The 24,895-nt window shown below is 63.5% G+C and carries 27 protein-coding genes and 1 pseudogene; 10 read left to right on the forward strand and 18 right to left on the reverse strand.

Annotated elements, in window-relative coordinates; all coding sequences use genetic code 11:
• Nucleotides 1-101: 101 nt before the first annotated feature.
• From QDT69_RS01605 to QDT69_RS01620, 4 genes are all read left to right on the forward strand, one after another.
• On the forward strand, nt 102-365 hold the full coding sequence (locus tag QDT69_RS01605) for a hypothetical protein (protein WP_279704923.1): 264 nt from the start codon (nt 102-104) through the stop codon (nt 363-365).
• A gap of 125 nt (nt 366-490) precedes the next feature.
• Nucleotides 491-1,783: a hypothetical protein gene (locus QDT69_RS01610; RefSeq protein ID WP_279704924.1), complete on the forward strand. Its 1,293-nt coding sequence runs from the start codon at nt 491-493 to the stop codon at nt 1,781-1,783.
• A gap of 7 nt (nt 1,784-1,790) precedes the next feature.
• Nucleotides 1,791-2,570 carry a metallophosphoesterase family protein gene (locus QDT69_RS01615; protein ID WP_279704925.1) on the forward strand — a complete coding sequence of 260 codons (780 nt, stop codon included), beginning with the start codon at nt 1,791-1,793 and terminating at the stop codon, nt 2,568-2,570.
• Between the two features lie 4 nt (nt 2,571-2,574).
• A complete protein-coding gene (locus tag QDT69_RS01620; protein ID WP_279704926.1) occupies nt 2,575-3,159 on the forward strand; it encodes a hypothetical protein in 585 nt (194 codons plus the stop codon).
• A gap of 54 nt (nt 3,160-3,213) precedes the next feature.
• Here QDT69_RS01620 and QDT69_RS01625 read toward each other — a convergent pair whose 3' ends face one another.
• A complete protein-coding gene (locus QDT69_RS01625) occupies nt 3,214-4,656 on the reverse strand; it encodes an undecaprenyl-phosphate glucose phosphotransferase (protein ID WP_279704927.1) in 1,443 nt (480 codons plus the stop codon).
• A 95-nt stretch (nt 4,657-4,751) separates the two neighbouring features.
• Here QDT69_RS01625 and QDT69_RS01630 point away from each other — a divergent pair, with 95 nt between their 5' ends.
• Nucleotides 4,752-5,057: a hypothetical protein gene (locus QDT69_RS01630; protein ID WP_279704928.1), complete on the forward strand. Its 306-nt coding sequence runs from the start codon at nt 4,752-4,754 to the stop codon at nt 5,055-5,057.
• Between the two features lie 14 nt (nt 5,058-5,071).
• Here the strand turns inward: QDT69_RS01630 and QDT69_RS01635 are convergent, their stop codons facing one another.
• Entirely contained in the window at nt 5,072-5,446 is a 375-nt protein-coding gene (locus QDT69_RS01635; RefSeq protein WP_279704929.1) for a helix-turn-helix domain-containing protein, read from the reverse strand.
• A 668-nt stretch (nt 5,447-6,114) separates the two neighbouring features.
• Here QDT69_RS01635 and QDT69_RS01640 point away from each other — a divergent pair.
• Nucleotides 6,115-6,303, forward strand: a complete 189-nt coding sequence (locus QDT69_RS01640; protein ID WP_279704930.1) for a hypothetical protein — start codon at nt 6,115-6,117, stop codon at nt 6,301-6,303.
• Nucleotides 6,304-6,491: 188 nt separating this feature from the next.
• Here QDT69_RS01640 and QDT69_RS01645 read toward each other — a convergent pair whose 3' ends face one another.
• The 8 genes from QDT69_RS01645 to QDT69_RS01680 all read right to left on the reverse strand — a co-directional run bounded on the left by QDT69_RS01645 (nt 6,492) and on the right by QDT69_RS01680 (nt 11,044).
• A complete protein-coding gene (locus tag QDT69_RS01645) occupies nt 6,492-6,701 on the reverse strand; it encodes a hypothetical protein (protein WP_279704931.1) in 210 nt (69 codons plus the stop codon).
• Between the two features lie 837 nt (nt 6,702-7,538).
• Nucleotides 7,539-7,811 carry a hypothetical protein gene (locus QDT69_RS01650; protein ID WP_279705173.1) on the reverse strand — a complete coding sequence of 91 codons (273 nt, stop codon included), beginning with the start codon at nt 7,809-7,811 and terminating at the stop codon, nt 7,539-7,541.
• A 42-nt stretch (nt 7,812-7,853) separates the two neighbouring features.
• On the reverse strand, nt 7,854-8,876 hold the full coding sequence (locus tag QDT69_RS01655; RefSeq protein ID WP_279705174.1) for an NAD-dependent epimerase: 1,023 nt from the start codon (nt 8,874-8,876) through the stop codon (nt 7,854-7,856).
• Nucleotides 8,877-8,979: 103 nt separating this feature from the next.
• Nucleotides 8,980-9,396, reverse strand: a complete 417-nt coding sequence (locus tag QDT69_RS01660; protein ID WP_279704932.1) for a hypothetical protein — start codon at nt 9,394-9,396, stop codon at nt 8,980-8,982.
• Between the two features lie 55 nt (nt 9,397-9,451).
• Nucleotides 9,452-9,787: a hypothetical protein gene (locus QDT69_RS01665; RefSeq protein WP_279704933.1), complete on the reverse strand. Its 336-nt coding sequence runs from the start codon at nt 9,785-9,787 to the stop codon at nt 9,452-9,454.
• Nucleotides 9,788-9,948: 161 nt separating this feature from the next.
• Entirely contained in the window at nt 9,949-10,146 is a 198-nt protein-coding gene (locus QDT69_RS01670) for a hypothetical protein (protein ID WP_279704934.1), read from the reverse strand.
• Between the two features lie 162 nt (nt 10,147-10,308).
• Complete coding sequence (locus QDT69_RS01675; RefSeq protein WP_279704935.1) at nt 10,309-10,647, reverse strand: hypothetical protein; 339 nt, start codon at nt 10,645-10,647, stop codon at nt 10,309-10,311.
• Between the two features lie 244 nt (nt 10,648-10,891).
• Nucleotides 10,892-11,044 (reverse strand): hypothetical protein, encoded by a 153-nt coding sequence (locus QDT69_RS01680; protein WP_167351887.1) that lies wholly within the window; start codon nt 11,042-11,044, stop codon nt 10,892-10,894.
• Between the two features lie 254 nt (nt 11,045-11,298).
• Between QDT69_RS01680 and QDT69_RS01685 the strand changes: the two genes are divergently transcribed.
• Together QDT69_RS01685 and QDT69_RS01690 are read left to right on the forward strand one after the other, a co-directional pair.
• The gene (locus tag QDT69_RS01685; RefSeq protein ID WP_279704936.1) at nt 11,299-12,276 is read left to right on the forward strand and encodes a Ku protein; all 978 of its coding nucleotides are present in this window, start codon (nt 11,299-11,301) and stop codon (nt 12,274-12,276) included.
• A pseudogene (locus QDT69_RS01690) lies at nt 12,239-12,454 on the forward strand (hypothetical protein); the annotation flags it as partial. The gene QDT69_RS01685 and the pseudogene QDT69_RS01690, both read left to right, overlap by 38 nt.
• A 57-nt stretch (nt 12,455-12,511) precedes the next feature.
• Here QDT69_RS01690 and QDT69_RS01695 read toward each other — a convergent pair.
• Nucleotides 12,512-12,676 carry a Flp family type IVb pilin gene (locus QDT69_RS01695; protein ID WP_050424338.1) on the reverse strand — a complete coding sequence of 55 codons (165 nt, stop codon included), beginning with the start codon at nt 12,674-12,676 and terminating at the stop codon, nt 12,512-12,514.
• Nucleotides 12,677-12,999: 323 nt separating this feature from the next.
• Here QDT69_RS01695 and QDT69_RS01700 point away from each other — a divergent pair, with 323 nt between their 5' ends.
• Nucleotides 13,000-14,634 carry a thiamine pyrophosphate-requiring protein gene (locus QDT69_RS01700; RefSeq protein ID WP_279704937.1) on the forward strand — a complete coding sequence of 545 codons (1,635 nt, stop codon included), beginning with the start codon at nt 13,000-13,002 and terminating at the stop codon, nt 14,632-14,634.
• An 82-nt stretch (nt 14,635-14,716) separates the two neighbouring features.
• Nucleotides 14,717-15,931 (forward strand): NAD(P)/FAD-dependent oxidoreductase, encoded by a 1,215-nt coding sequence (locus QDT69_RS01705; protein WP_279704938.1) that lies wholly within the window; start codon nt 14,717-14,719, stop codon nt 15,929-15,931.
• Nucleotides 15,932-16,043: 112 nt separating this feature from the next.
• On the opposite strand, the gene QDT69_RS01710 is transcribed toward QDT69_RS01705, so the two are convergent.
• From QDT69_RS01710 to QDT69_RS01740, 7 genes are all read right to left on the reverse strand, one after another.
• Entirely contained in the window at nt 16,044-17,294 is a 1,251-nt protein-coding gene (locus QDT69_RS01710) for an ABC transporter substrate-binding protein (protein WP_279704939.1), read from the reverse strand.
• A gap of 37 nt (nt 17,295-17,331) precedes the next feature.
• Nucleotides 17,332-18,813 (reverse strand): ATP-binding cassette domain-containing protein, encoded by a 1,482-nt coding sequence (locus QDT69_RS01715; protein ID WP_279704940.1) that lies wholly within the window; start codon nt 18,811-18,813, stop codon nt 17,332-17,334.
• Nucleotides 18,813-19,739 carry a branched-chain amino acid ABC transporter permease gene (locus tag QDT69_RS01720; RefSeq protein ID WP_279704941.1) on the reverse strand — a complete coding sequence of 309 codons (927 nt, stop codon included), beginning with the start codon at nt 19,737-19,739 and terminating at the stop codon, nt 18,813-18,815. Before QDT69_RS01720 ends, QDT69_RS01715 begins: the two co-directional genes overlap by 1 nt.
• A gap of 1 nt (nt 19,740) precedes the next feature.
• Entirely contained in the window at nt 19,741-20,616 is an 876-nt protein-coding gene (locus QDT69_RS01725) for a branched-chain amino acid ABC transporter permease (protein WP_050424320.1), read from the reverse strand.
• Between the two features lie 94 nt (nt 20,617-20,710).
• A complete protein-coding gene (locus QDT69_RS01730) occupies nt 20,711-21,934 on the reverse strand; it encodes an ABC transporter substrate-binding protein (protein ID WP_279705175.1) in 1,224 nt (407 codons plus the stop codon).
• 552 nt (nt 21,935-22,486) lie between these two features.
• Nucleotides 22,487-24,082, reverse strand: coding sequence for an MDR family MFS transporter (locus QDT69_RS01735; RefSeq protein WP_279704942.1), 1,596 nt, complete (start codon nt 24,080-24,082; stop codon nt 22,487-22,489).
• A gap of 192 nt (nt 24,083-24,274) precedes the next feature.
• Nucleotides 24,275-24,796, reverse strand: coding sequence for a YcgN family cysteine cluster protein (locus QDT69_RS01740; protein WP_279704943.1), 522 nt, complete (start codon nt 24,794-24,796; stop codon nt 24,275-24,277).
• Between the last annotated feature and the right edge of the window lie 99 nt (nt 24,797-24,895).

The raw sequence follows: 24,895 nt of genomic DNA on the forward strand, positions 1-24,895 counted from the left end.
TAACACAGCCGCCGGCGTCTCGCATGCCGGAGCGTTTGTGACGATCGGCTTAACCCCGGCTTAGGACCCGGCCCGCTAGGATGCGGGCGCAGGGTTTGGTTATGTTATTTGTTTTCCTTGGCAATTTCATCGGCGGCGGCGTTCTCGGGCTGCGCCAGCAGTGTCTGGTGCTGGTGCCTGTTACGCTTGCGGAACTCACGCTGCTGGCCGCGGTCGGCGGCGCGCGCCTCGCGTGGTCTGAGACCGTGCTGCTCATGATCACCGCGATCGTCTCGCTGCAGGGCGGATATCTCGCGAGCGCATTCGCGCCGCGGTTCTGGTCCCGCTCCTCGACGCCGCTGCTCGTCCTGCGCCGCCCGCATTGATGCGGCACCACGCTGCCCCATCTGACGCGCCCGATTTTCCATTGACCTCGACGCGAGCGCGGGGCATCCCGCTACCTTGCGTTCTCATCTTCCGCAGGAACCCCTCCTCAGGACTTGTCCCTCTCGTGTGGAACGTCACGGCTTTCATCTGCATCCTGATCGGTGCGTCGATTCCGCTGGGTCTGTTCGACGCCTCGCTCGCCACCGGTCTCGTCGGCGCCGCAACTTCGCTTGGGCTGCTGGCGGGCTTGATGGTGATCCGTCCCGGTGAACTGTCGTTCCTGAAGTCGGTCGCCGGGCCCGCCGTTGCAGCGGCGCTGGTGCCGATGCTCTGGATCATCCTGCAGATCTTGCCACTGCCGTTCCTGGCGCATCCGGTGTGGAAATTCGCCGGCGAAACGCTGGGAACGCCGCTCAGCGGCAGCATCACGATCGACACCGGCGCAAGCCTCGGCACGCTGCTGCTCTGGCTCTCGCTCATCTCGGTCATGATATCGGCCGCAGCGATCGCGATCGATGCCCGCCGTGCCGACATCGTGGCCCGCAGCATTGCAGCGACGGCGGCCGTCGCTGCCCTGATCTTGCTGCTGTACAGCGGTCCGATCAAAACCTGGCTTGGTGCCGCCGACGCTGCGCACGATGAGACCGCAAACGGCTTCCTGGTCGTCGTTCTCGTTGGCGTTCCGCTCAGCCTGGCGCGCGCGCTCGATGGCGGCGGGCATGCCGATGGCCGCACGGCGGCGCAACTGGCGCGATTGCGCTGGCTGCTCGCCACAAGCGCGCTGTTCTGCGCCGCCAGCGCCTGCTGGTACGGGCGGCGCGGCGCCGCGATCGCAATCACTGCTGGCATCGCGCTCGTCGTGATGACCTTCGCCGCGCGAAAGCTTCATCTGCACCGCTGGAGCAGCGCCGGCGCTGCCGCGACGATCGCCCTGATCGCGCTGGCGACTGCGATCGCGAACCGTCATCCCGATGTGGCGCTTGCCGCAGCCTTCGCCGACGCGCCGGCCGACCTCGTGCAATCGACCCACAATCTGCTTGCCGACCTGCCCGCGCTCGGCAGCGGCGCCGGCACCACCGCAATGCTGGCATCGACCTACATGGACTGGCAAGGCGCAACCACGCGGCCTGTGGTGGCGACCAGTGCCGCCGCCTTGATCGCGCAGTTCGGTTCCGCCATGTTCTGGACTCTACTCGCGGTTACCATCGTAGGCATCGCGGCGTTCACGGCCGGTGCACGCAATCGCGGCCGTGACTGGTCCTATCCCGCGGCGGCAGCGGCCGTGCTGCTGACGCTGCTGCTCGCCGCCTTCACCTTGCCGGAATTGCCGGCGCTGCCCGGAGTGATCGTGTTGGGAGCCGTGATCGGAACAGGACTGGCACAGCGGATCAGCCGTTCACGGTTGCAGGCGGGCTAAACGGCAGATGCGCAAGCTCCTCCGGCGTATTGTCGGCCAGACCGGCGACCTCGAACATGACGAGGGCGACGAGACCTGCATCTATGCCGTCGGCGACATCCACGGCCACGCCGACCTGCTGCACGAGATCTGCGCGCGCATCGATGCCGATATCCGTGAATTCCGGCCGGCGCGGCCGCTACAGGTGTTCCTCGGCGACTACATCGATCGCGGACCGGATTCGCGCGACGTGATCGCGATGCTCGATCAGCGCCGCCGCACCCGAAGCATGGTCTGCCTGCTCGGCAATCACGAAGCCTGCCTGCTGGAGTTTCTCGTCAATCCCGACATGCTCGCGCAGTGGCGGCAGTTCGGCGGCCTGCAAACGCTGATGTCCTATGGACTGACGCCCTCGCCCAATCCCGATGCGGAGGAACGCAGGGCGCTCGCCCGGCAACTGGTCCGCCAGATGCCGCCGGCCCATCTTGCCTTCCTGCGCTCGCTGCCGATCTGTTACGTGCACAGCCGCTACTTCTTCGTGCATGCCGGCGTCCGGCCCGGCGTCGCGCTCAACCAGCAGCGCAGGGAAGACCTGCTCTGGATCCGCGACGACTTCCTGATGTCGGAAGATGATTTCGGCAAGGTCGTGGTCCACGGCCACACGCCGGTGCAAGAGCCCGAGCTGCTGCGCAACCGCATCAATGTCGACACCGGCGCGTATGCGACCGGCCGCTTGACCTGCGTCAAGCTGGAGGGCGCGCGGCGAACCCTGCTGATGACCGGCAACCGGGCCGCACGCCGTGGCTAGCACGATGGCTGACACGATCCGGCGATGCGCGCGACGGCTGTCGCCGGCCTTCACGCCGGCCGCGGCCGCGATCGGTGCCGCGACGTTAGCGTTGTCGGCTTGGTGGCTCGCGGCCGACGCATTGCGCTTCAAGCCTTCGCTCGCAGCCGGTCTCGGCGTGGTTAGAAGCGAGCTGTGGCTGCGTGACGGCTGGAACGAATTGCAGACCTCGCCCGAGACGGCCGAAGCCGCCTTCACGCGCGCGCTCCGGCTCTCGCCGATGGACGCCGGCGCCTGGTTCGGCCTCGCCTCGGCGACCGGGCGGTTCGACTGGCTGAACCCGACCGCATCGAAGGCGTTGAAGATGTCGTACTACACCGCCTTCAACCGCAGCGACCTGATCGCGCCGCGCCTGATCCTGCTGGCGCAGGTCGATACCACGCGCGATGTGGAGCTGGTCGATCTGCTGCAGCGGCAGATCCGCCTGATCCTGACCCGCGCGCCGGAGCTGAAGGGCGCGATCGGCCAGGCCTATCGCGTGGCGACCGACACCAACCGGCGCATCATCGAGGCGGAATTCAAGGACGCCAACCAAAGCCTTCCGGAATAAGGCGCGTCGGCCGCGGGCGGCCGCCGGATGCCAAGCCGTTACGACGTCCGGCCGTCAGACACCCTTGTGCCGCAGCACCGCGCCGACCGTGCGCAGCAGGATGCGCAGGTCGAGCGCGAAGCTCCAGCTCTTGATGTAGATCAGGTCGTGCGCGACGCGCAACTGCATGTCCTCGATCGCGGGCGTCGCACCGCGCAATCCCTGCACCTGCGCGAGACCGGTGATGCCCGGCTTGACGTGCTGACGCTGCGCGTAGCTCGCGATCAGTTTCGAATATTTGTCGTCATGGGCCAGCGCGTGCGGCCGCGGCCCGACCAGCGACATGTCGCCGCGCAGCACGTTCACCAGCTGCGGCAGCTCGTCGATGCTGCGGCGGCGCAGCGTCGCGCCGATCCCGGTCAGCCGTGAATCGTTCGGACGCGCCTGCACGATGACATCGCCATCCTCGAGCACGTGCATCGAGCGGAATTTGAGGATCGTGAATGGCTTGCCGTCGAACCCGTTACGGCGCTGCCGGAACAGCACCGGGCCCCTGGAATCGAGCTTGATCGCAATCGCCGTTCCGATCAGAAGCGGCGCGAACAGCACCAGCAGGCCGCTCGACGCCACGATGTCGAACAGCCGCTTGCCCGCACGCTCAACCGAGGTGAGCGGCGAGCGCTGCATTTCCAGCGTCGGTATCGGGCCGCTCGCCACCATCCGCAGCGCGAGGAACCGCTCCGCGGTCCGATCCGGCAGCAGTCGCACCGGCAGCGGTGACGCCCGCAACTGATCGCAGACGAACTGGATGCGCGGCTCCTGCTGCCAGGGCATGGCCAGGATGATCTCGTCGGCGCCGCACTCCCGTGCCGCACGAATGGCCGACGCGACGGCCGCGCGATCGCCTTCGTCGTCGGACTGGCCGGACAGCTGGATCCGCCGCACCTCGCTGAGGCCGAAATCGCGCAGCAGGCTCGATTGCCGTACCCGAGACAATTCGTCCGCCATCCCGACCACGACCGCGCGGCGGGTCGCCAGCATGCCGCGATCGATCGCGCGTTGCAGCGGCGCCTGCAACAGCATCCGCCCGGCCACCAGCCCGAGGCCACCGATCAGGCCGAATGAGATGACCGATCCGCGGGAGACGCCGGAGCCGACCTTCAGGAGGAAGATGATCAGGGTCATCAGCAGGACGACCAGCAGCCATCCGCCGAGCAGGCTGCTCCAGCGCCGGTCGAGGCCGGCCAGCACCTGCGCATTGTAGAGGCCCTGCGACTTCGCCACGAACATGTGAAGGATGGCGGCGAGGACCCCGATCCCTAGAAAACCCTCGAAGCTGTTGCTATAAACCGTGTGGTAGTAGAACAGATGATAGGCCGCGCCGCCGATGATGCTGGAGAGCACGACGATGATCATCTCGAAGGCGATGGCAAACGCTTCGAGCGAGGCAAACGCGAACGAGAGGGCGCCGAAGTTAACCGGTACCTTCGCTAATCGAGCGTCCGAAAGGTCGGTCATCGGGAATTAACATTAGTGTTAACAATTCATATGTTTAATATCAGGCAGGTCGTGAGCTCGCAAGACCTGCCGGCAATATCAGGCAGAGAGCGTCCATGAGTTCATCGGCTGGCGAAACCGAGGCCGCGCTGGTGGCCCTCCTCCACTTGATCCGCCTGATGGGCGCTGAGCTCGTCGCAGGCAAGCACCGCGACGACGTCGAGGTACTGGTCAAGGCGGTCGAAACAAAGCTGCGATCGGCCCGCTTTCCGGCCGAAATGCCGAATCAGGACGTTGTCAAAGGTCTGGACCTCGCCGAGGCGAGGCTACGTCCGATCCTCGAGGAGCTGCGCGCACGATCAGAGAAAGCGCATCTGAGCGACCAGCTGCTGCTGGCGCCCAGGCCCTCACGTATCCATTAACGGATCAGCTTTCGTCAGCTCTGGACTTCACCACGGCGGGGTAAACCATTCCCGCCGCCGGACCTGAGCGCAAGCTTCTCCTCGATCTTCATTTTCTCGAGCAGTAGATCGGTCACGATCCGGCGCAGCCGTTCATTTTCCAGCCGCAATTCGTCAATACGGTTATGGACGTGGGGGATCCCATCTCGATCATCGGTGCGAGCGGCGAGTTCGGTTACAGTACCATTCGCCTGGTGGCCGCGCGCGGCCTCCTGCTTGCGCCAACGGTGAAATGTCATCACGCTAACGCCCAGCACCTTGCACGCTTGGGCTTGTGACTGCCCCCGCGCCATGAGTTCCTCGGCCTGCTTGACCTTGGAACTGATCTCGTCAGTTGAATGACGCCTCATTGGTCATCTCATTGCCCCCTAGATTAGCAATCATCGCATGGCCTATAAGCTATGTAAATGCAACAGGAAATTCAAATTAAGGATTTCCCGGGGGTCTTTCGGGAGCCTCGAACTTGCCGTCGATAGTGCTGCATTTTGCGAAGAAATGCCGAAGCCGCAAGGTATTTACCGAAATAAATGAGCAATATCCCCGCGCCGGACCGACCTCACAGAAAAAGTTATACGACTTTCTGTGTATGAGAATTTGATCTGGATAACTGGCGCACCGTTTGCATTCCCGAATGAGAAGCAAACGAGAACATCCAATCGGTCCCTCGACAGATTGTGAGTGCGTCATGCCTCTCCGCGATAGTTACCCCACCGGTCAAGCGAGAGTTTCACAGAGTTATAACAAATTAATCCCGCGACCTTTGCGTCCGGTAGCTTGCGGGCGCGCTCGCCCAGCGGTAGTTGCTAAGACGTTAGGTGTCATGAGAGTTTCAACATATTTGAGGATTATTTTCACGAGACCTAACACTCATAGCTCGATCCGCAAATTATCAATTAAGCGCTTTCCCACCCGAGGCTATCAGGCGGAACCACGACCGCCGGATCATCTGCGAACTATTCTGTGCTGACGGCTTGTCAGAGCCAGCCTCTGATCAACACTTTTTACGAGGATCGACACTATGGCGCGTCTCAAGGTCTTCGAGGGGAAGCAATCCGCGTCGAGCGAGGCGACCGACGCCCTGGAACGGCTCGTCGCGGAGAATTCCGAGCTCCGGCATACCGCCGTCGAGCTGGTCCTGCAGACTTGGATCCTGCGCGAGCGCCTGTCCGATGTCGTGGCGCACAAACGGATGCGGCAAGAGCACTGACCCGCACACGAATCCCAACGCAGACGCGACGCGGAAGCCGACAGGCGGCCCGCAGCGCAATCGGCCGCCGATCCATACCTCAATCTTAAATTGAGCTAGCTATCCGCGAGCATGGGCGAGCCACCATCCTCGCCGCGCCGGCGCGGAAAGTGGTGGCAATTGCGCGATGAGAAATTCGCGGACGAACGTCAGCGATGAACCCGGCGCAACGCAGCGCGCGAGGTGGTCTGCTCGCGCGATACGCCGAACGAACGCGACGCAACGGGGCGCTCGTGAATTTCACGCAGCTCAGCGATATCCAACATCAGCGCAACGACCTCGTTGCGCAGCGATTGGTTGGTCGCGAGCAACGCCTCTTCGGTCGGCTGATGCAAATGTTGGATCTTGTGCTGCTTCATGGCGCGCCCTCGCTCTGCGGTTAAGGGTATGAGCGATGTGATTGAAGTTTCGATGACAGAGTTAGATGGCGCACATGGAAGGCGGTTAATGGGGCAGGTTTGCGACCAACGTTGCGCTGACTGAAATTTTTCCAATTTGGTTCCACAACCTGATCGCGAAAGGTTTAATCGATGGCCGTATTGTGTCGCTGCGATGGGACGTCGGCGGCAGCGATGCGACACGCGGCCAAACAGCGCAGGTCGTGCGGACCGCAGCGCGCGACCAAGAGCATGAAATCATTTGACGATCATTGATCGCAGCAATCGCGGGTGAAACCGGCGGAACATCTGCGGGCGATCACAATGTCGCCGCGTCAAAGACCTGCAGCTTCAAGCGATGTTCCCCGCTCGAACCAGATATTCCACCAGCGACGGCATGCACACACTAAATCTGCTGCTCGCGATCAATCGGATTCGCGCAGCGCATAACAGGGTGAACCGAACGGCATGGATGCAGCGACTGACTCGGCCATCTGCGCCGATCGCAAAATGTTTCGAACGGTTACTGACACCGAGACGCCACGGACATCGGCGCTCTGATCGGCCCTGACGGTGAGACGGAAAGCTTCAACGCTCCACGCTCGATCGTGCAAAAGATTCGCCTCGACCTCGGCCAAACACGACGATGCTATTCTAATTGAAAACGGACGACACCGACGCGTTTCGGCTTCAATAGAAGGAGCAAACCGCTTCGCGCTGCTCTCGCATGCGCTCTGCACGATCATCGCAGCGAACAGCCCGTCGTACCATCAATCGCCATAAGCATCGCTAATTGGCAACGCGCGTCGTGATCCCACGCTATTTCGATTTGGGAGGCGTGTCCTCGTCCATTTTGCCACCATTGGCGACGCACTTGTTGAAATAGTCGCGCTGATCCTTCGCGCCGCCCCTCGCGCTGCCGGAAGCGGGATTGCCGGGTTGTCGCGGTGGAAATGCCCGCGCGACCAGAGCATCGCAGGCGCGCGCGACCTGGACATCGATCGCGTGCGCCGGAGCGATCGCGCCTGACATGGTCACGGCGGAAGCAACGGCAAAACCACTGATAACTCTCATCGCCACACCCCGTTCCACGCCGCGCAAATTTTTCTCGAGCCTGGATCTGCGAGGAGCGTCTTATTTCCGATCGACGTCGTGATAGGCCTGATACCAGTCGACAAATCTGGCGATGCCGTCTTCGATCCGCGTCTGCGGCCGGAATCCGATGTCGCGCTCCAGATCGGAGACATCGGCCGATGTCTCAAGTACATCTCCAGGTTGCATCGGCAGCAACTGCTTTTCGGCCTGGCGGCCGAAGCCCTGCTCGAGCAGAGCCACCACGTGCATCAGTTCTTCGGGCCTGCTGTTGCCGATATTGTAGACGCGCCACGGCGCCTTGCTCGACCCCGGATCGGGATGCGCTCCTGACCAGTTGACGTCGCCCGCGGGCGCGCGGCCGATAAGCCGCACCATCGCCTCGACCACGTCATCGACATAGGTGAAGTCGCGCCGCATGTTGCCGTTGTTGAACAGCTGGATCGGCTTCCCCTTGGTGATCGCGTCCGCAAACGCGTAAAGTGCCATGTCCGGCCGATACCAGGTCCCGTATACGGTGAAGAACCGCAGCCCCGTCGTCGGGATACGATAGAGATGGCTATAGGAATGGGCGAGCAACTCGTTGGCCTTTTTCGTCGCGGCATACAGGCTGACCGGATGATCGACATTGTCGTGGATCGAGAACGGCAACTTGGTGTTGGCGCCGTAGACCGACGATGAGGACGCAAACAGCAGATGCTTGCACGCAGTGTGCCGGCAGCCCTCGAGGATATTGAGGAAGCCCTCCAGGTTGGAATCCACATAGGCATGCGGGTTCTGCAGGGAGTAGCGCACGCCGGCCTGGGCCGCGAGATGCACCACGACCTCGAAGCGATAGCGCTCGAACAGCGCCTTCATCCCGGCGCGGTCGGCAAGATCGAGCTCGAGGAAGGTGAAACCCCGGTGCTGCTTGAGCAGATCGAGCCGCGCGCGCTTGAGCGCCGGGTCGTAATACTGATTCAGGTTGTCGATGCCGATGACCGGCTGCCCTGCCCGCAGCAAATGCTCCGCCAGATGAAAGCCGATGAAGCCGGCGCAGCCCGTGACGAGTAGATTGCCTGCGATCACCACGTTCCGCCTGTGCCTTTCGCCTTGCGCCGGACCGGGCCGCACACGCCGTCAGGCGCGGGCCGCAGCTTCTGCCTTCGCGTTCCGGCCGCGGGGTGCGTCAGATGCTGGCGGCCGCAGGTTTGTAATCCGGAAAGCGGCTCAGTACCGCGGCCTTCATGAACTTGAAGTGCGCAATCTCGGTCGCCAGTTCCTTCAGCCGACGCTGGCCATTGGAGATCTCGGCGTCAAACAGGTCTTGATGATAATTGTCAAGCGCCTCGCGTTCCAGATATTCGTCGGTGCCATTGCCCAGTGTTACCGCGGCGCGGGCCAGAACATCGTCGACGCGGCGGCCAAGGCCGGATTGCTCGCTTTCGGCCGCCTGCAACGCGGCCTCGATCGCGGCCATGATCGATCCGATCCGGGCGCGATCGGTCTCGGCATCGCGCTCGGCCGAGCGTGCCTTGAAACCTTCCTCGCTACGCCGCGACCCGATCAGGTCATGCGCGCGAGCCCGCAAAAACAGCTGAAACATCTGTCAGTATCCGGTTCGGGCCATTCAGGCAGTATCGCTCAAAAATCGCCCGGTCTTAGTTAAAAAAGGGTGAATCGCGCTCTTGCCCGGCCCTCAGGTCGGCCTTCCACTTGATCCAGGCCTTATCGTGCTTGTGATAGAGTTCGAGCCACCGTCCCTCGACGGCCGACGGCATCGGCTCGGCGCCCGAGGCTTCCCGGTCTTGGGCTTCCCGGTCTTGGGCTTCCCGGTCTTGGGCTTCCCCGCCCCGGCCTTCCCCATCCAGCACCGGCAGGGAAGTGTCCAATCCCTCGAATTCCGACGTCTCTTCAAGCGTGAGACCGACCAGCACGCGCCGGCCACTGACGTCGACGACATACCGCCTCGGCGAATGCCCTCTGAAATCACTCATGTTGTGCAAGTTCCCTCGCGATCCGCACAGGCCGACGACAAGACCAGGCCGGACGCGAACACGGCCCGGCTGCCGCAACGAAGACAAAGATGACCGATTGCATATCGCCCGCCAACCCCAACTCACCACACTGTCGCGCTACCTCTGTGGAGCTAGCCCCGCTAGAACGCGCGGCGCATGTGGCCGAACGCGGAGACCGGCTGTTCCCGCCTCGACGATCGAGCGGCCAACGGCGCCACATAGGGCGCATAGATCCGATATTGCGCGCGGCGCTTGTGCGACCGCCACGAGCGGGCGGCGAAGCCGGAGAGGAAGCCGGCGACGAACGCCGCGGCAAGAATGAGAACAGGAGAAAGCATAACAATCGTCCACGTTAGCCCCGATGTTATTAACATTCGAAGTTGTGACGACATCATGATTGCGCGCGCCGAAAGAATGTTCGGCCGCTGGAATTTTTGTGCAATCAACCGGCGCAACAATGATCAGGCGCCAACACCGGTTGTTCTCGAGAGATCAACGTCTCAGGAGAACCACCACAGCATGAATTTCAGGAACATCGAGCTGAGGAGATAGATCCATCCCGCCATCGCCAGCACCGTCAGCCCGACAAAGACACCTGAAACGCTTTTCTCCTTGAAGCGCGCCAGCAACGAGTTTTTTTCTTCTTGCGGATAGAACATCTCAAGCTCAAGACGCATCTGATTCAAATCAGCTAGCAGCCAATTTCGATGATCTCGTGACGCGTCACGGCAGCGCGCATCACAGATCTCCCGTGCAAAATCTCGTGAAGGCGTGGGCCTTCGCTCAGAAAAATCCTGGCTCAAATTTTCCTGGCTCAATTCTCTGTGCGAGATGGTCACGTATGATTTGACTGCGGCGATTACGGCAACCCGCGTGCCGGAATTTGCGCTTGCATATTGTTGCGGTCTGCGGCGCGCCGCGTGTCAAGACGGTCGCGCAGCCTGACAGGAGCCATTGCTCAAGTGACCGAGGCCGGAAGCGAGCGTGATCTGCCGCACGCCTCCGCGCACACGCATGGCCCCCTGCTCCTACTGCATCTCAATTTAACAATCCTCGCACGCGGGAGACGATCGTCAGCAGCGCCTACACCCGGAAGAAGGCAAACCAGATGATGCCGAGGATCAGCACCGCCAGCCCGGTCGAGGCCGTGAGCAGCGCGAGAACCGAAGGTCCGGGCTCGGCCTGGCGCGCCTCGGTCGGGGTTTCGATGATCTGACCGTGTCGTTCCCTGGGCATCGCGACCTCTTTGCTTAAGTGCCTGTAATTCCGGCGATTGCCGCGCCCCCTCGAAAGGCCAACGCGGGATCCGGAGTGATGTTCCGAGCCGCTTGGCGGCGGTCCGGCAGCCGTTGCGGCGACCGCGTCAAACCGGCGCAGGCTGAAGCTACGGTTAACGCCGTTGCCAGATTCACCGGGCCGTGTTGTTTCAAACTGGGGTTGCCGGTGTTATCCTTGACCGTTCCGTCGGTTGCGTAATCGGAGTTTTCCCTATGGCCCCCCGTGCCAACTGGAAGGGCTTTTTGCGCCTTTCGCTCGTGACTTGCCCGGTTGCCCTGTACCCGGCGACGTCGGATACCGAGAAGGTTTCCTTCAACCAGATCAACCGCAAGACCGGCCACCGCATCAAATATGCCAAGGTCGACGCGGAGACCGGCGAGGAAGTCTCAACCGACGACATCATGAAGGGCTACAAGGTCGACACCGACACCTATATCGAGGTCACCAAGGAAGAACTCGACGACATCGCGCTGGATTCGACCCGCACCATCGAGATCGACGAGTTCGTGCCGCGCAGCGAGATCGACAGCCGCTATTTGATCCGCCCCTATTACCTCGTCCCCGACGGCAAGGTCGGCCACGACGCCTTTGCGGTGATCCGCGAGACCATCCGCAGCATGGACAAGGTCGCGATCGGCCGCGTCGTGCTGACCAACCGCGAGCACATCATCGCGCTCGAGCCGCTCGACAACGGGCTGATGGGCACGCTGCTGCGCTACCCCTATGAGGTGCGCAGCGAGAAGGAATATTTCGACGACATCCAGGATGTGAAGATCACCAAGGACATGCTCGATCTCGCCAAGCACATCGTCGAGCAGAAGTCCGCCGAGTTCGATCCGGAGGAGTTCGAGGATCGCTACGAGCAGGCGCTGATCGACCTGATCAACCAGAAGCGCAACGGCATCAAGATCGCCAAGCCCGCGGCGAAGGCCAGCGGCAACGTCATCAACCTGATGGACGCGCTGAAGAAGAGCCTCGCCAACGAGAAGCAGGCAGCCCCCGCCAAGGCCGAAGCAAAGGCTGCGAAGGGCAAGAAGCCGAAGAAGCGTATCGAAGGCCAGCGCGAGATGTTGCTGCCGATTTCGGGCAGCGGCAAGCGCGAGCCCAAGGAAGTCGCCAAGCCCGAGCCGAAGAAGGCCGAGAAGGCAACGCGTGCGCAAGGCACCACGGCGCGCAAGAAGGCGGGCTGACAGGCGTAGACGCGGCGGCACACTGGTGACGCCGCAGCAAGCCGCCGATTACATCATGAAGCTATCCGAAGATACCAGCAGGACACGCTGGCAGGTTGCGGTTGAGCATCTCATCAACGCTGCGCAACAAGGCGCCGGCTGGCTGATGTTCGCGCGCATCGCGATGCTGCGCGCGTTGATCGGAGACCGCGGAGGGCGGCTGAACAGGAAAGTGCGAAGCGTGTCCCGGCGGCGCTTACTTGAATGCCGCACCGACGGCGCTGAACTGGCCGCTCACGCTGGTGCCGATGCCTTTGACGCCGGCGACGATGACGATGCTGATGCCGCCGGCAATGATGGCGTATTCGATCGCCGTAGCGCCGACATCGTCACGCAGAAATCTTGCAAGCAACGCGCGCATGAAAAGCTCCTGTCCGACGCCCGCGGCTTTTTCTCCCGCGCCGTAGTAAAATTCCAGCAAAACTAGGCCACATTGGTTGACGGCCCATTGAAGGACAGGATGAACGATCGCTTAAGGGTTGCAGAGAAACTCGGCGCTAGTTTTGCCTGCATCCCGACCTCGCCCCGCGAGGCGGCCGGCCGCGATTGGGCGTAAACGCATATCAGGACTACCTGATCCGGCCCGCAGCTCGGCTTTACCGGCCAGCGGAATCCTGTTCCTTTATCGGACAGGACGACAACGAGGCCGGAGCGAACCGGCCGCATCCAAAGGGAGTGACCGTCATGAAGCTCGGCACCGCGATCGCGGAAATCATGAAGCGCGAGGGGATCGAGATCCTCACGGGCTACCCGGTCAACCATTTGATCGAATACGCCGCCGCCGCCGATATCCGCCCCGTGATGGTGCGCCAGGAGCGCATCGGCGTGCACATGGCGGATGCGATCTCCCGCGTCACCTCGGGCGAGAAGATCGGCGCATTCTGCATGCAGCACGGCCCGGGCGCCGAAAACGCGATGGGCGGCGTCGCGCAATGCTACGGCGAATCCGTGCCCGTGCTGGTGCTGCCGATGGGCTATGCGCGCCGCCTCGCCAACATCGACCCGAATTTCAATTCCAGCCAGGCGATGAAGGCGTTTTCCAAATCCTCGGAGCCGATCAATCTCGCTCCGGAGGTCTGTAACATTTTCCGCCGCGCGTTTACCAAGCTGAAGAACGGCCGCGGCGGGCCTGTGATCGTCGAGATCCCCGCCGACATGTGGAACGAGGAAGTGCCGGAGCCGCTGAACTACACGCCGGTGCTACGCACCCGCTACGGCGCCGATCCCGTTCACATCAAGGAAGCCGCCGCCCTGCTCGTCAACGCCAAGCGTCCGGTGATCTATGCCGGCCAGGGCGTGCATTACGCAAAAGCCTGGCCACAGCTGAAGCGCCTCGCCGAGCGGCTCGCGATCCCGGTCACCACCAGTCTCGGTGGCAAGTCGTCATTCCCGGAGGCGCATGCGCTGTCGCTCGGCTCCGGCGGCCTTGCGGTGCCACGCGCGGTGCCGAAATTCCTCGCCGAGGCCGACGTGATCTTCGGCATCGGCTGCTCCTTCACCGAAACCTCGTTCGGCATCGCGATGCCGAAGGGCAAGACCATCATCCATTCGACGCTCGATCCGAACCACATCAACAAGGATGTCGAGGCCAAGATCGGCCTCGTCGGCGACGCCGGCCTCGTGCTCGACGCGCTGCTGGAGGAGATCGGCAAGACCGTCACGTCCGACCGCAACGCGAGCGCGGTTGCCGAAGAGATCGCCGCGTCCCACAAGGAATGGCTCGCCAAGTGGATGCCGAAGCTGACGCACAACGACGCGCCGCTCAATCCCTACCGCGTGCTGTGGGACTTGCAGCACACCGTCGACATCCACAACACCATCATCACCCACGACGCCGGCAGCCCGCGCGACCAGCTGTCGCCGTTCTGGAAGTCGGTCGAGCCGTTGTCCTATATCGGTTGGGGCAAGACCACGCAGCTCGGCTATGGCCTCGGCCTTGCGATGGGCGCCAAACTGGCAAAGCCCGACAAACTCTGCATCAACGTCTGGGGCGACGCCGCGATCGGGTTCACAGGCATGGATTTCGAGACCGCGGTGCGCGAGCGGATTCCGATCATGTCGATCCTCTTGAACAATTTCTCGATGGCGATCGAACTGAAGGTGATGCCGATCTCGACCGAGAAGTATCGCTCGACCGACATCTCCGGCGATTACGCCGCGATGGCTCGCGCCTTCGGCGGCTATGGCGAGCGGGTGACCAAGCCCGAGGACATCATCCCCGCAATCAAGCGCGGCATCCAGAAGACGAGGGAAGGCGTGCCGGTGCTGCTGGAGTTCATCACCAGCAAGGAGACCGAGGTGTCGCGGCCGGGGACGTGACGGCGCCTCACACGCCCTCACTCACTTGATTTGACTACACCTGCGCGGGCAAGCTCCCTCCGGCCAAAAGTCGGAGGGAGAGATGGCGCGCATCCTGGTGCTGGGAGCCGGCTTTGCCGGCCTGTGGGCCGCGCTCGGGGCGGCGCGCAAGCGTGACGAGATCGGCGCGCGGGCGGCTGATGTCGAGATTCTCGTCGTCGATCGCAACGCCTATCACAACATCCGGGTGCGCAATTACGAGGTCGATCTCGGCGACGTCGCGCTGCCGTTCGACGAGCTGCTCGATCCGGTCGGCGTCAGGCACAGGGTGGCTGAAGTCGAGGCGATCGATCCGGCGAAGCGCGAGGTCGTGGTCAAGACAGGCTCCGGCGCGGAGACGTTGACTTACGACCGGCTGGTGCTGACCACCGGCAGCGAGCTGGTCCGCCCCGCCATTCCTGGCCTTGCCGCGCATGGCTTCGACGTCGACACCTATCAGGCGGCGATGCGGCTCGACGCGCATCTGGCGGCACTCGGCAAGCAGCCGCCGTCGCCGGCACGTTCGACGGTGGCGGTCGTCGGCGCCGGGTTCACCGGGATCGAAGTCGCAGCCGAGATGCCGGCCAAGCTGGCAGGCGCCGGCATCACCGGCGATCATCGCATCATCCTGATCGATCCCAATCCGGTGGTCGGCGCGACGTTTGGCGCGCATGGCCGCCCCGTCATCAACGAGGCGCTCGCCGCGCTCGGCGTCGAGACACGGCTGAACGTCAGAGTCAGTGCGGTCGGAGCCGACAGCATCACGTTAAGCTCGGGCGAAACCATTCCGGCCGCGACCGTGGTGTGGTGCGCCGGGATGCGCGCCAGCCCGCTCACCGCAACGCTTCCGGCCGAGCGCGACAAGCTCGGCCGCCTCGCGGTGGATCATTGCATGCGCGTCGAAGGTCTTCCCGGCGTGTTCGCCGCCGGCGACGTCGCCGCCTGCCTGATCGATGGCGAGCATCCGACCGTGATGTCCTGCCAATTCGCGCGGCCGATGGGGCGGTTTGCCGGCCACAATGTGGTGGCGGACCTGCTCGGCGAAAAACTGCGGCCTCTCAACATCGACTGGTATGTGACGGTGCTCGATCTCGGCGCCTGGGGCGCGCTCTACACCACCGGCTGGGACCGCGAGGTGCACACCACAGGCGCCGCCGCCAAGCTTACTAAACAGACCATCAACCGGCAGCGCATCTATCCGCCGCGCAACGGCGATCGCGCCGCGTTGCTTGCGGCCGCGGCGCCGACGATCCAGGCGGCCCCGCCGACGCGGAAGTAGCTCTCCTCACTACCGTCATTGCGAGCGAAGCGAAGCAATCCATCTCTCCACTCATTCGGATGGATGGATTGCTTCGTCGCTTCGCTCCTCGCAATGACGGCGAGTACGTCAGTTACTGCGACAGCTTCACGAAATCGGGAAATTTCAGCTTCCCTTCCGCGATCGCCTTCGGCCAGACCGTGATCTGCTTGCCGTTCTGCCACTGGAACACGAGGCCGGTGACGGCACCCGGGCCGGACTTGATGCCGTGGGTGAACTCGTCGTTCTTGCCGTAGAACTGGATCTTGCCGATCGTGCCCTCGAAGTCGGTCTTCTCGAGTTCGGTGACCATCTTGTCCGGATCGGTCGAGCCGGCGCGCTGGATCGCTTCCGCGATGATGTAGACCTCGTCATAGGCGGTGTAGCCGGTATAGGCCGGCGGCGTGCCGAACTTGCCCTTGAAGGCGGCTGCGAACGGTTTGGTCTTTGGCGTCACCGCGACATCGGGCGTCGCCACCGCGAGCGACGGCACGCCTTCGGCGGCGCCGTTGGTGTCGCCCCAGAACGTCGGGCTCAGCGCCTGCGCGCTGATGCCGAACATCGGGATCGGCACCTGCTGGTTCTTCCACTGCACCGTCGGCTGCACGCCGACATGGGAGATGCCGGTGACGATCACGTCGGGCTTGGCCGCTTCCATCTTGTTGAAGATCGGCGTGAAGTCGGTGGTGTCAGGCGAGAAGCGGATGTGCTCGACCACCTTCAGCCCGGCCTTCGGCAGGCAGGCCTCATAGCCGACGTCGAGCGGCTTGGTCCACGCCGCGTCCTCGCTCATGATCGCCACCGACTTGAACTTGAGCTGGTCGACCAAAAGCTCCTTGGCCGCGTCGCAGACCAGCTGCGCCTGCGCGGCCGAGGTCAGGTAGCCGTGGAAGGTGTACTTGTTCTTCTCATAGTCGTTGTGAACCGCCTTGGTGATCTCGTTCGAGGCGGCGCCGGGCGTGATCAGCGGCATCTTCAGCCGGGACGCCCACGGCTCGAGCGCCAGCACGACCTCGCTGATGTAGCTCGCGATCACGGCAGAGACCTTGTCCTCGCTCACCGCGCGCTGGAACGCGCGCACGGAATCGGCCGACGAGCTCTTGTTGTCGTAGGTGACGATCTCGATCTTGCGGCCCATCACGCCGCCCTTGGCGTTGATCTCGTCGGCCGCGATTTGCGCGCCGCCCGGGGTCGCGGCACCGGCGATCGACTGCACCTCGGCGATGATGCCGATCTTGATCGGATCCTTGGACTGCGCATAGGCGGGCGCCGCGAGGCACAGCGCCAGCGCGGAGGCCAGCGGCAACAGCGCTGCGCGTGCAGTGATCGAAGTGCGTGACATCATGATCTCCCTTGTTTTGTCTTTTTTTGATCTGCGAACGTCAGAGAAAGTCTTTGCCGGCCTCCGCGGCGAACCGGCCCGGATCACCCTCCCAGACGATCCGCGCGTGCTCCAGCACATAGACGCGATCGGCATGCGGAAGCGCGAAGGTCACGTTCTGCTCGCCGAGCAGCACGGTAATCTTGGTGGTCTGGCGCAGTTTCTCCAGCGCCTTCGACAACAATTCGAGGATGACGGGCGCCAATCCGAGCGTCGGCTCGTCCAGGATCAGGATCTGCGGCTGCATCATCAGCGCGCGGCCGATCGCCAGCATCTGCTGCTCGCCGCCGGACAGCGTCTGCGCCATCTGGCCCTGGCGCTCCTTCAGGATCGGAAACAGCTCGAACAGCCAGGCGAGCTGCTTGGCCCGCGCCGCGTCGTCGAGATGCTGGCCGCCGAGATCGAGGTTCTCGCGCACCGTCATCTCGCCGAACAGCTCGCGCGATTCCGGGCATTGCACGAGGCCCGAGCGGGCGATCTTCGCAGGTCCCGTACCGCGCAACTTCTCGCCGCCGCGCAGGATCTCGCCGCTATACGGCAGGAAGCCCGAGATGGTGTTGAACAGCGTGGTCTTGCCGGCGCCGTTGAGGCCGACGATGGAGACGAACTCGCCCTCATGGACGTGGATCGAGACGTTCTCGAGCGCCTGCGCCTTGCCGTAATGCACACTGACATTCTCGACCTGGAGCAGCGGCACCTTGTCCTTGAACGAGGTCTCGGGCCGCGCATGGGTCTCGATCGCGCCGCCGAGATAGACCCGTCGCACGGTCTCGTTCTTCATCACGTCCTCGGCGCGGCCGGTCGTGATCTCCTCGCCGAGATACATCGCGAGCACGCGGTCGACCAGCGCCGCGACGCTCTTGACGTTGTGGTCGACCAGCATCACCGCGCGCCCCTCGTCGCGGAAGCTGCGGATCAATGCGGAGAACGTGCCGACCTCTGCGCTGGTCAGGCCGGCAAACGGCTCGTCGACCAGCACCACCTTCGGATCGCGCGCGATCGCCTTCGCGAGCTCAAGCCGGCGCAGATCGGCGAATGGCAATGTCGGCGGGCGGCGGTCCATCACCGCCCCCAGGCCGACGCGCTCGGCGATCCATTTGGCGCGCTCGGTCAGCGCCTTGTCGGGAAACAGCATGAACAGGCTGTCGGGCAGCAGCGCGACCATGATGTTTTCCAGCACGGTCTGCCGGTTCAGCGGCCGCGAGTGCTGGAACACCATGCCAAAGCCCTTGCGCGCGATCTTGTGCGCCGGCAGGCCGGCGACGTTCTCGCCCTCGAACAGCACCTCGCCCGCGGTCGGGCGCTCGATGCCCATTACGCTCTTCATCGCGGTCGACTTGCCGGATCCGTTCGGCCCGATCAGGCCGAGGATCTCGCCGGGGCGCAGCTCGAAGTTCAGGTTCTTCACCGCGGTCAAGCCGCCGAACCGCTTGGTCAGGCCGCGGACGGCGAGCGTCGGAGTTTTGGTCAAAGTCTGGTCCATCAGGAGCGCGCCTCGCGTGACAGGGCCGCTCCGAGGAAACCGCCGGGAAAGAACAGGACGACGAGCAGCGCCACCGCCGAGACGATGAAGGTCGCAAGCTCGCCGGTCGGGCGCAGGAATTCGCCGGCCACGATCAGGAAGATCGCACCCAGCGCTGCGCCCAGCACGGTACGCCGGCCGCCGAGCACCGCGGACACGATCACGTTCACGCCGACCGCGACGTCGACCACGGTGCCGACCGAGGCGGTGCCGAAGTAGAACACCAGCAGCGCACCCGACAGGCCCGAGAAGAACGCGCTGACGATGAAGGCTGCTAGCTTGTGCTTGACGATGTTGAAGCCGAGCGCGCCGGCCTGCACCGGGTCCTGCCCGCTCGCCTGCAGCACGAGTCCAACAGGCGATTGCGACAGACCATACAGGATGGCCGCACTGATGGTCATGAAGCCGAGCGCGATCCAGTAGTTGGCGCCCGCATTGATGGTGATGACATCGGGGATCGTCAGCCCGATCTCGCCACCGGTCAGGTCAGCGAACACCACGACGAAGTTCTGCAGCATCAAGACCGCGACCAGCGTGGTGAGACCGAAATACGGTCCCCTCACCCGCAGCGCCGGCAGCGCCAGCACGAAGCCCGCAACGACAGACGCCACCGCGCCGAGCAGGATGCAGACATAGACCGACCAGCCGAACTGGTTGTTGAGGATGCCCGCCGTGTAGGCGCCGGTGCCGATCAGGAAGGTCGGCCCGAAATTGACCTCGCCGGCGAAGCCGAACAGGAGATCCCAGGCCATCGCGAACACGCCGAAATAGAACGCGACGGTGAGCAGCCCGAGGATGTAGCCCGAGACATAGAACGGCAGCGTCGCGGCAACCACCACGCAGACCAGCGAAATGAAGAACAGGCGCGACGTGAAGAAATTGGCCATCTCAGCGCCTCCCGAGCAGGCCTTGAGGCCGGATATACATCACGAAGACAAGCAGCAGCAGCGCCGGAATGGTGCGGTAGGCCGGCGAGATCATGTAGGCGGTGATGGTCTCGAGATAGCCGACGACGAAGGCGGCGATCAGCGAGCCCGAGACGCTGCCGAGGCCGCCAAGCACCACGATCGAGAACGCGCTCGCGGTCAGCGGCCCGACGCTGTAGGAGCTGACGCCGAGGAACATGCCGAGCAGCACGCCGGCGATGCCGGCCAGGATGCCGTAAATGCCCCACACCACGATGTAGATCTGGGTGAGCTCGAGCCCGAGCAGCGTGACGCCGCGCGGGTTCATCGAGGCCGCCAGCACAGCCTTGCCGGTCCGGGTGCGGTTCACCAGCAGCCATAGCAGGCCGATCACGAGGCAGCACACCAGCGCGGTGAAGATGTTGTTGCGCGGCGTGCGGTTGCCGAAGATGTCGACGACGCCCTCGACGATCGGCAGCACGGTCTTGGCGTTGTTGGTGAAGAAATAGGCGATCAGCTCCTGGATCATGATGCCCCACAGCAGGGTGCCGGTGAGGACGAAGATTTCCTTCTCCTCATTGGGGATCCGCGTCGAATTCTGGATCGGCTTCACGACCGCGAAATAGGTCGCGAACGACACGATCAGCGCCACGCCGACACCAAACAGCGCACCTGTGTAGATGTCGAGATGCAGCACGCTGGCCGCGGCCCAGGCCGCGACTGCTGCGGCCACCATGATGGCACCGTGGGAGAGGTTGAGAACGCCGGAGACACCGAAGATCAGGGTGAAGCCGGTGGCACCGAGCGCATAGAGCGCACTGATGGCAAAGCCATCGATCAGGATTTGTAGGGCAAGCATCTCATATCGGCCGCGGCAGCAGGGCTGCCTGTTGTGGAGGACGCGGAACTGAATAGGGATGCTCCCGGGAGCGACCCGGGAGCATGATCATCAGTCAGTTCGTGGTGAGCTTGATGAAGCTCGGGAACTTGAGGTCACTCTTGGCGACCTCCTTCGGCCAGACCGCGACCTGCTTGCCGCCCTGCCACTGCAGCATCAATCCGGTGATCAGGCCCTTGCCGTACTTGATCGAATGGGTGAAGGGATCGTCCTTGCCGTAGAACTGGACGCGTCCGATGGTGCCTTCCCAATCGGTCTTCTCCAGCGCATCGACCATCTTGTCGGCCTCGACCGAGCCGGCGCGCTTCACCGCATCCGCGATGTAGTAGACCTCATCATAGGCGGTGTAGCCCGCGTAGGACGGATAGTTGCCGTAGCGCTTCTTGAAGCCTTCCGCGAACGGCACCGACTTCGGCGTCACCGCGACGTTCGGGCCCGAGACACCCTGATACAGCACGCCTTCCGCCGCATCGTTGGTGTCCTTGCCGAAGGTCTCGTTGGTCGCCTGCGAGGAAATGCCGAACATCGGGATCGGCACCTGCTGGTTCTTCCACTGCACCGTCGGCTGCACGCCGACATGCGAGATGCCGGTGATGATCACGTCCGGCTTGGCTGCTTCGACCTTGTTGAAGATCGGCGTGAAGTCGGTGGTGTCAGGCGAGAAGCGGATATGGTCGACCACCTTGAGCCCGATCTTCGGCAGGCACTCCTCGTAGCCGACGTCGAGCGGCTTGGTCCAGGCGGCGTCCTCGCTCATGATGACCGCGGTCTTCATGTGCTTCTGATCGACCAAAAGCTCCTTGGCGGCATCGCAGACCGACAGCGCCAGCGCCGCCGAGGTCAGGTAGCCGTGGAAGGTGTACTTGTTCTTCTCGTAATCGGCGTGGACGCTCTTGCTGATTTCGTTGGAGGCAGCGCCGGGCGTGACGAACGGCGTCTTCAGGCGCGAGGCCCAGGGCTCGAGCGCCAGCACCACCTCGCTGATGTAGCTCGAGATAACGACGTTGACCTTGTCCTCGTTGACCGCGCGCTGGAACGCACGCACCGAATCCGCCGAGGATGAGTGATTGTCGTAGGAGACGACCTCGATCTTGCGGCCGTCGATGCCGCCCTTGGCGTTGATCTCGTCGGCGGCCAGCTGCGCCGCCTGCGGGATCGACGCACCGGCAATCGCCTGCGCTTCGGCAATCACGCCGATCTTGAGGGTGTCGGCGGCCTGCGCCCCACCGGGCGCGAGCGCGACAAGTCCCAAAGCGGCTGCTCCGGCGAATTGCTGCATCGCATGAAATGGCAGTCGCGATGTTCTTGTCACTCTGTTTCTCTCCTCTTGTTGTTTTTCGGCTGCTTCGAGCTCTTGGGGCCGGACTATAGCCGCGACAAAATGCGCAGCAAGTGAAACTGCGCGCAGATCGCCATGCGCGGACGGCAACTAAAGTAGTGGGTCGGCGCCGGCGGGCTGAATAAATTTGAGGCAGACGGGAATAAGTGCGCGGGGCCAATATCTCTCAACGCGTCATCCCGGGGCGCGCGAAGCGAGAGCCCGGAATCCATTGAGCCGCATAACTCGTGGATAAATGGATTCCGGGCTCGCGCTCCGCGCCCCTCAGGTGCGCAATTGCGCACCGGGGAATGACGGGTGGAGGGATGCGAAAATGCATCCCCATCCTCAGCTGTCATCGCCCGGCTCGACCGGGCGATCCAGTACGCCGCGGCTTCTCGGCTCAAGCACTGCTGTCTCTGGAATACCGGATCACCCGCGTCGCGCAACAATTCGCATTCGGGGTAATGGGTCCTGGCTTTCGCCAGGACAACGCTCGGGAGGACCCCGCCCCTACTCCGCCATCTCAGCCGGAGACCGTGCGGCGGGACCGGCGAGCGGGCGCTCTTCCATCGTGATCATACAGATCGAAGCGGTGGTCAGCAGCACGGCGGCGGCGCCGAACACGTAGCGGAACGCGGTGATCATGTCGGCCATCGGTATCGCGCTGACGGTGCTGGCCGCGGCAGCGTGATGCTCGCCGGCGAGCGAGATGTCGGTGCCGAGCGTCATCAGCAGGATCGTGGTGAAGGCGGCCACCGTGAAGGACGCCATCATCGCACGGAAGAAGTTCATCGCGCCGGTCACTGTGCCGACCTGCGGCCGCGCCACGGCGTTCTGCAGCGACACCACGCTGATCGGGAACGTGGTGCCGAGCCCGAGCGCGAACACGCTCATCAGCGTCAGCAAGCCCCACAGCGGCAGCGTCGTCACCGCCATGCCGACCGCACAGATCGCGGCCACCGAGGTGCCGACGATCGCGACACGCTTGTAGTGCTTGGCCTTCGCCATGGTCCGGCCGGCGATCGCCGCACCAAAGGTCGAGATCGCCGCGAGCGGGATCAGCGCAAGGCCGGCCTCGCTGGCAGTGAGGTGATAGACCACCTCGTAGTAGAGCGGCAGGTGCACGGTGAGCCCGACCATGGCGCCGAGCGCACAGCCGCCCGCCCCCATCGCGAACGGCACCACCGAGCCGCCGAGCAGCGACAGCGGCAGGAACGGCTCGTCGGCACGGCGCGCATGCCAGACGAAGGCGCCGGCGAGCGCAATCGAGGCGCCGATCATCGCGGTGATGGTCGGCGACAGCCAGGACAGACGGGTGCCGCCCCAGGTCAAGACCAGCATCAGCACGACGGCGGAGGCCATCAGCAGCACGCCGCCCAGCCAGTCGACCTTGCGCTTGCGATGGAACACCGGGATCTTGCTCATCTTCGGCAGCAGCAGCGCCAGCGCCGCAGCCGCGAGCGGCAAATTGATCCAGAAGATCATCGACCAATGCAGATGCTCGGCGAACACGCCGCCGACCACCGGGCCGAGAATGCCGCCGGCCATCCAGACACTGGAGAAATAGGCCTGATAGCGTCCACGCTCGCGCGGGGTGACGACGTCGGAGATCACGGTCTGGACCACCGGCATGATGCCGCCGCCGCCGAGCCCCTGCAGGCCGCGGGCAATGATCAGCATGGTCATGCTGGGCGCGACCGCGCACAGCACCGAGCCGACCACGAACAGGCTGAGCGAGGTGATGATCATGACGCGGCGGCCATAGATGTCGCTCAGCGTGCCGAACACCGGCGCCACCGCGGTCGAAGCGAGCAGATAGGCTGTGATCACCCAGGAGAGATTCGTGACGTCGTGAAACTGGCGTCCGATCGTCGGCAGCGCGGTCGCGACGATGGTCTGGTCGAGCGCGGCCAGGAACATCGTCAGCATCAGGCTGATCACGATGGTGCGGACTTCATCCGGATTGAGCGGTGCCGGCGGCGCCAGGGGCGGCGCGTCGCTGAGTTCGATCACCTCGCTCGGGAGGTGAGACAGCTCTTCGGCAATGTCTTCAGGCAATGTAGATTGGTCGGCAGGAAAACGGCTCTGCCGTTCATACTTGTTCATTTGGGGCGTAATGCTGCTGCGCGGGCGCGTCCCGCGATGGAATCATTCTCTGCTTCGCAATTTATGCAGCATTTCGCTGCTGAGGCAGGCACCTCAGCGCATGGGTGCATCCCGCAGCAGAGTTCTCGCGATGACGTGATCGCGGAAGCGCCGGCGCCGGCTCTCGCGACGTCGGCCTTACGTCTCGGAAATCTACTTGGAGACCTTCGGCCGCTTCTTCAATTGTGCCCGTTTCGGCAGCAAGGCCGGCCAGCGCACGATGTGATCCTCGAGATCGGCGTCGTTGACATCGATCTCGGTGCCCTCCACCCGCCCGCGCACCGAGACCCCGGCCTCATGAACGGTGTTGGGATCGCCTGAGATCAGGGGATGCCACCAGTAGAGGTCGCGCCCCTCGGCCACGAGCCGGTAGCCGCAGCTCGGCGGCAGCCAGTTCAGGGTGCGGACGTTTTCGGGCGTGAGCCGGACGCAGTCCGGAACCTGCTCGGAGCGGTTCGAATAGTCCTTGCAGGCGCACAGGCCGGCATCGAGCAGCTTGCAGGAGATATGGGTGAAGTAGATCTTCCCGGTGTCCTCGTCCTCGAGCTTCTCCAGGCAGCAGCGTGCGCAGCCGTCACACAGGCTCTCCCATTCGGCGTTGGACATCTCCTCCAACGTCTTGTTTTTCCAGAAGAATCCCTCCTGGCCCGACGGGCGCTTGGGCGGTGCGGTCATGATATCCCTGAAATGGCTATAGGCTCTTCTTGGGACGCCACCGGCCCCTCCGCAAGGGGGTGATATTGCGGGGTCGAAAAAGCCAGTGGGCAGCGTTAG

The sequence above is a fragment of the Bradyrhizobium sp. CER78 genome (genome assembly GCF_029846235.1).
Lineage (GTDB): Bacteria > Pseudomonadota > Alphaproteobacteria > Rhizobiales > Xanthobacteraceae > Bradyrhizobium.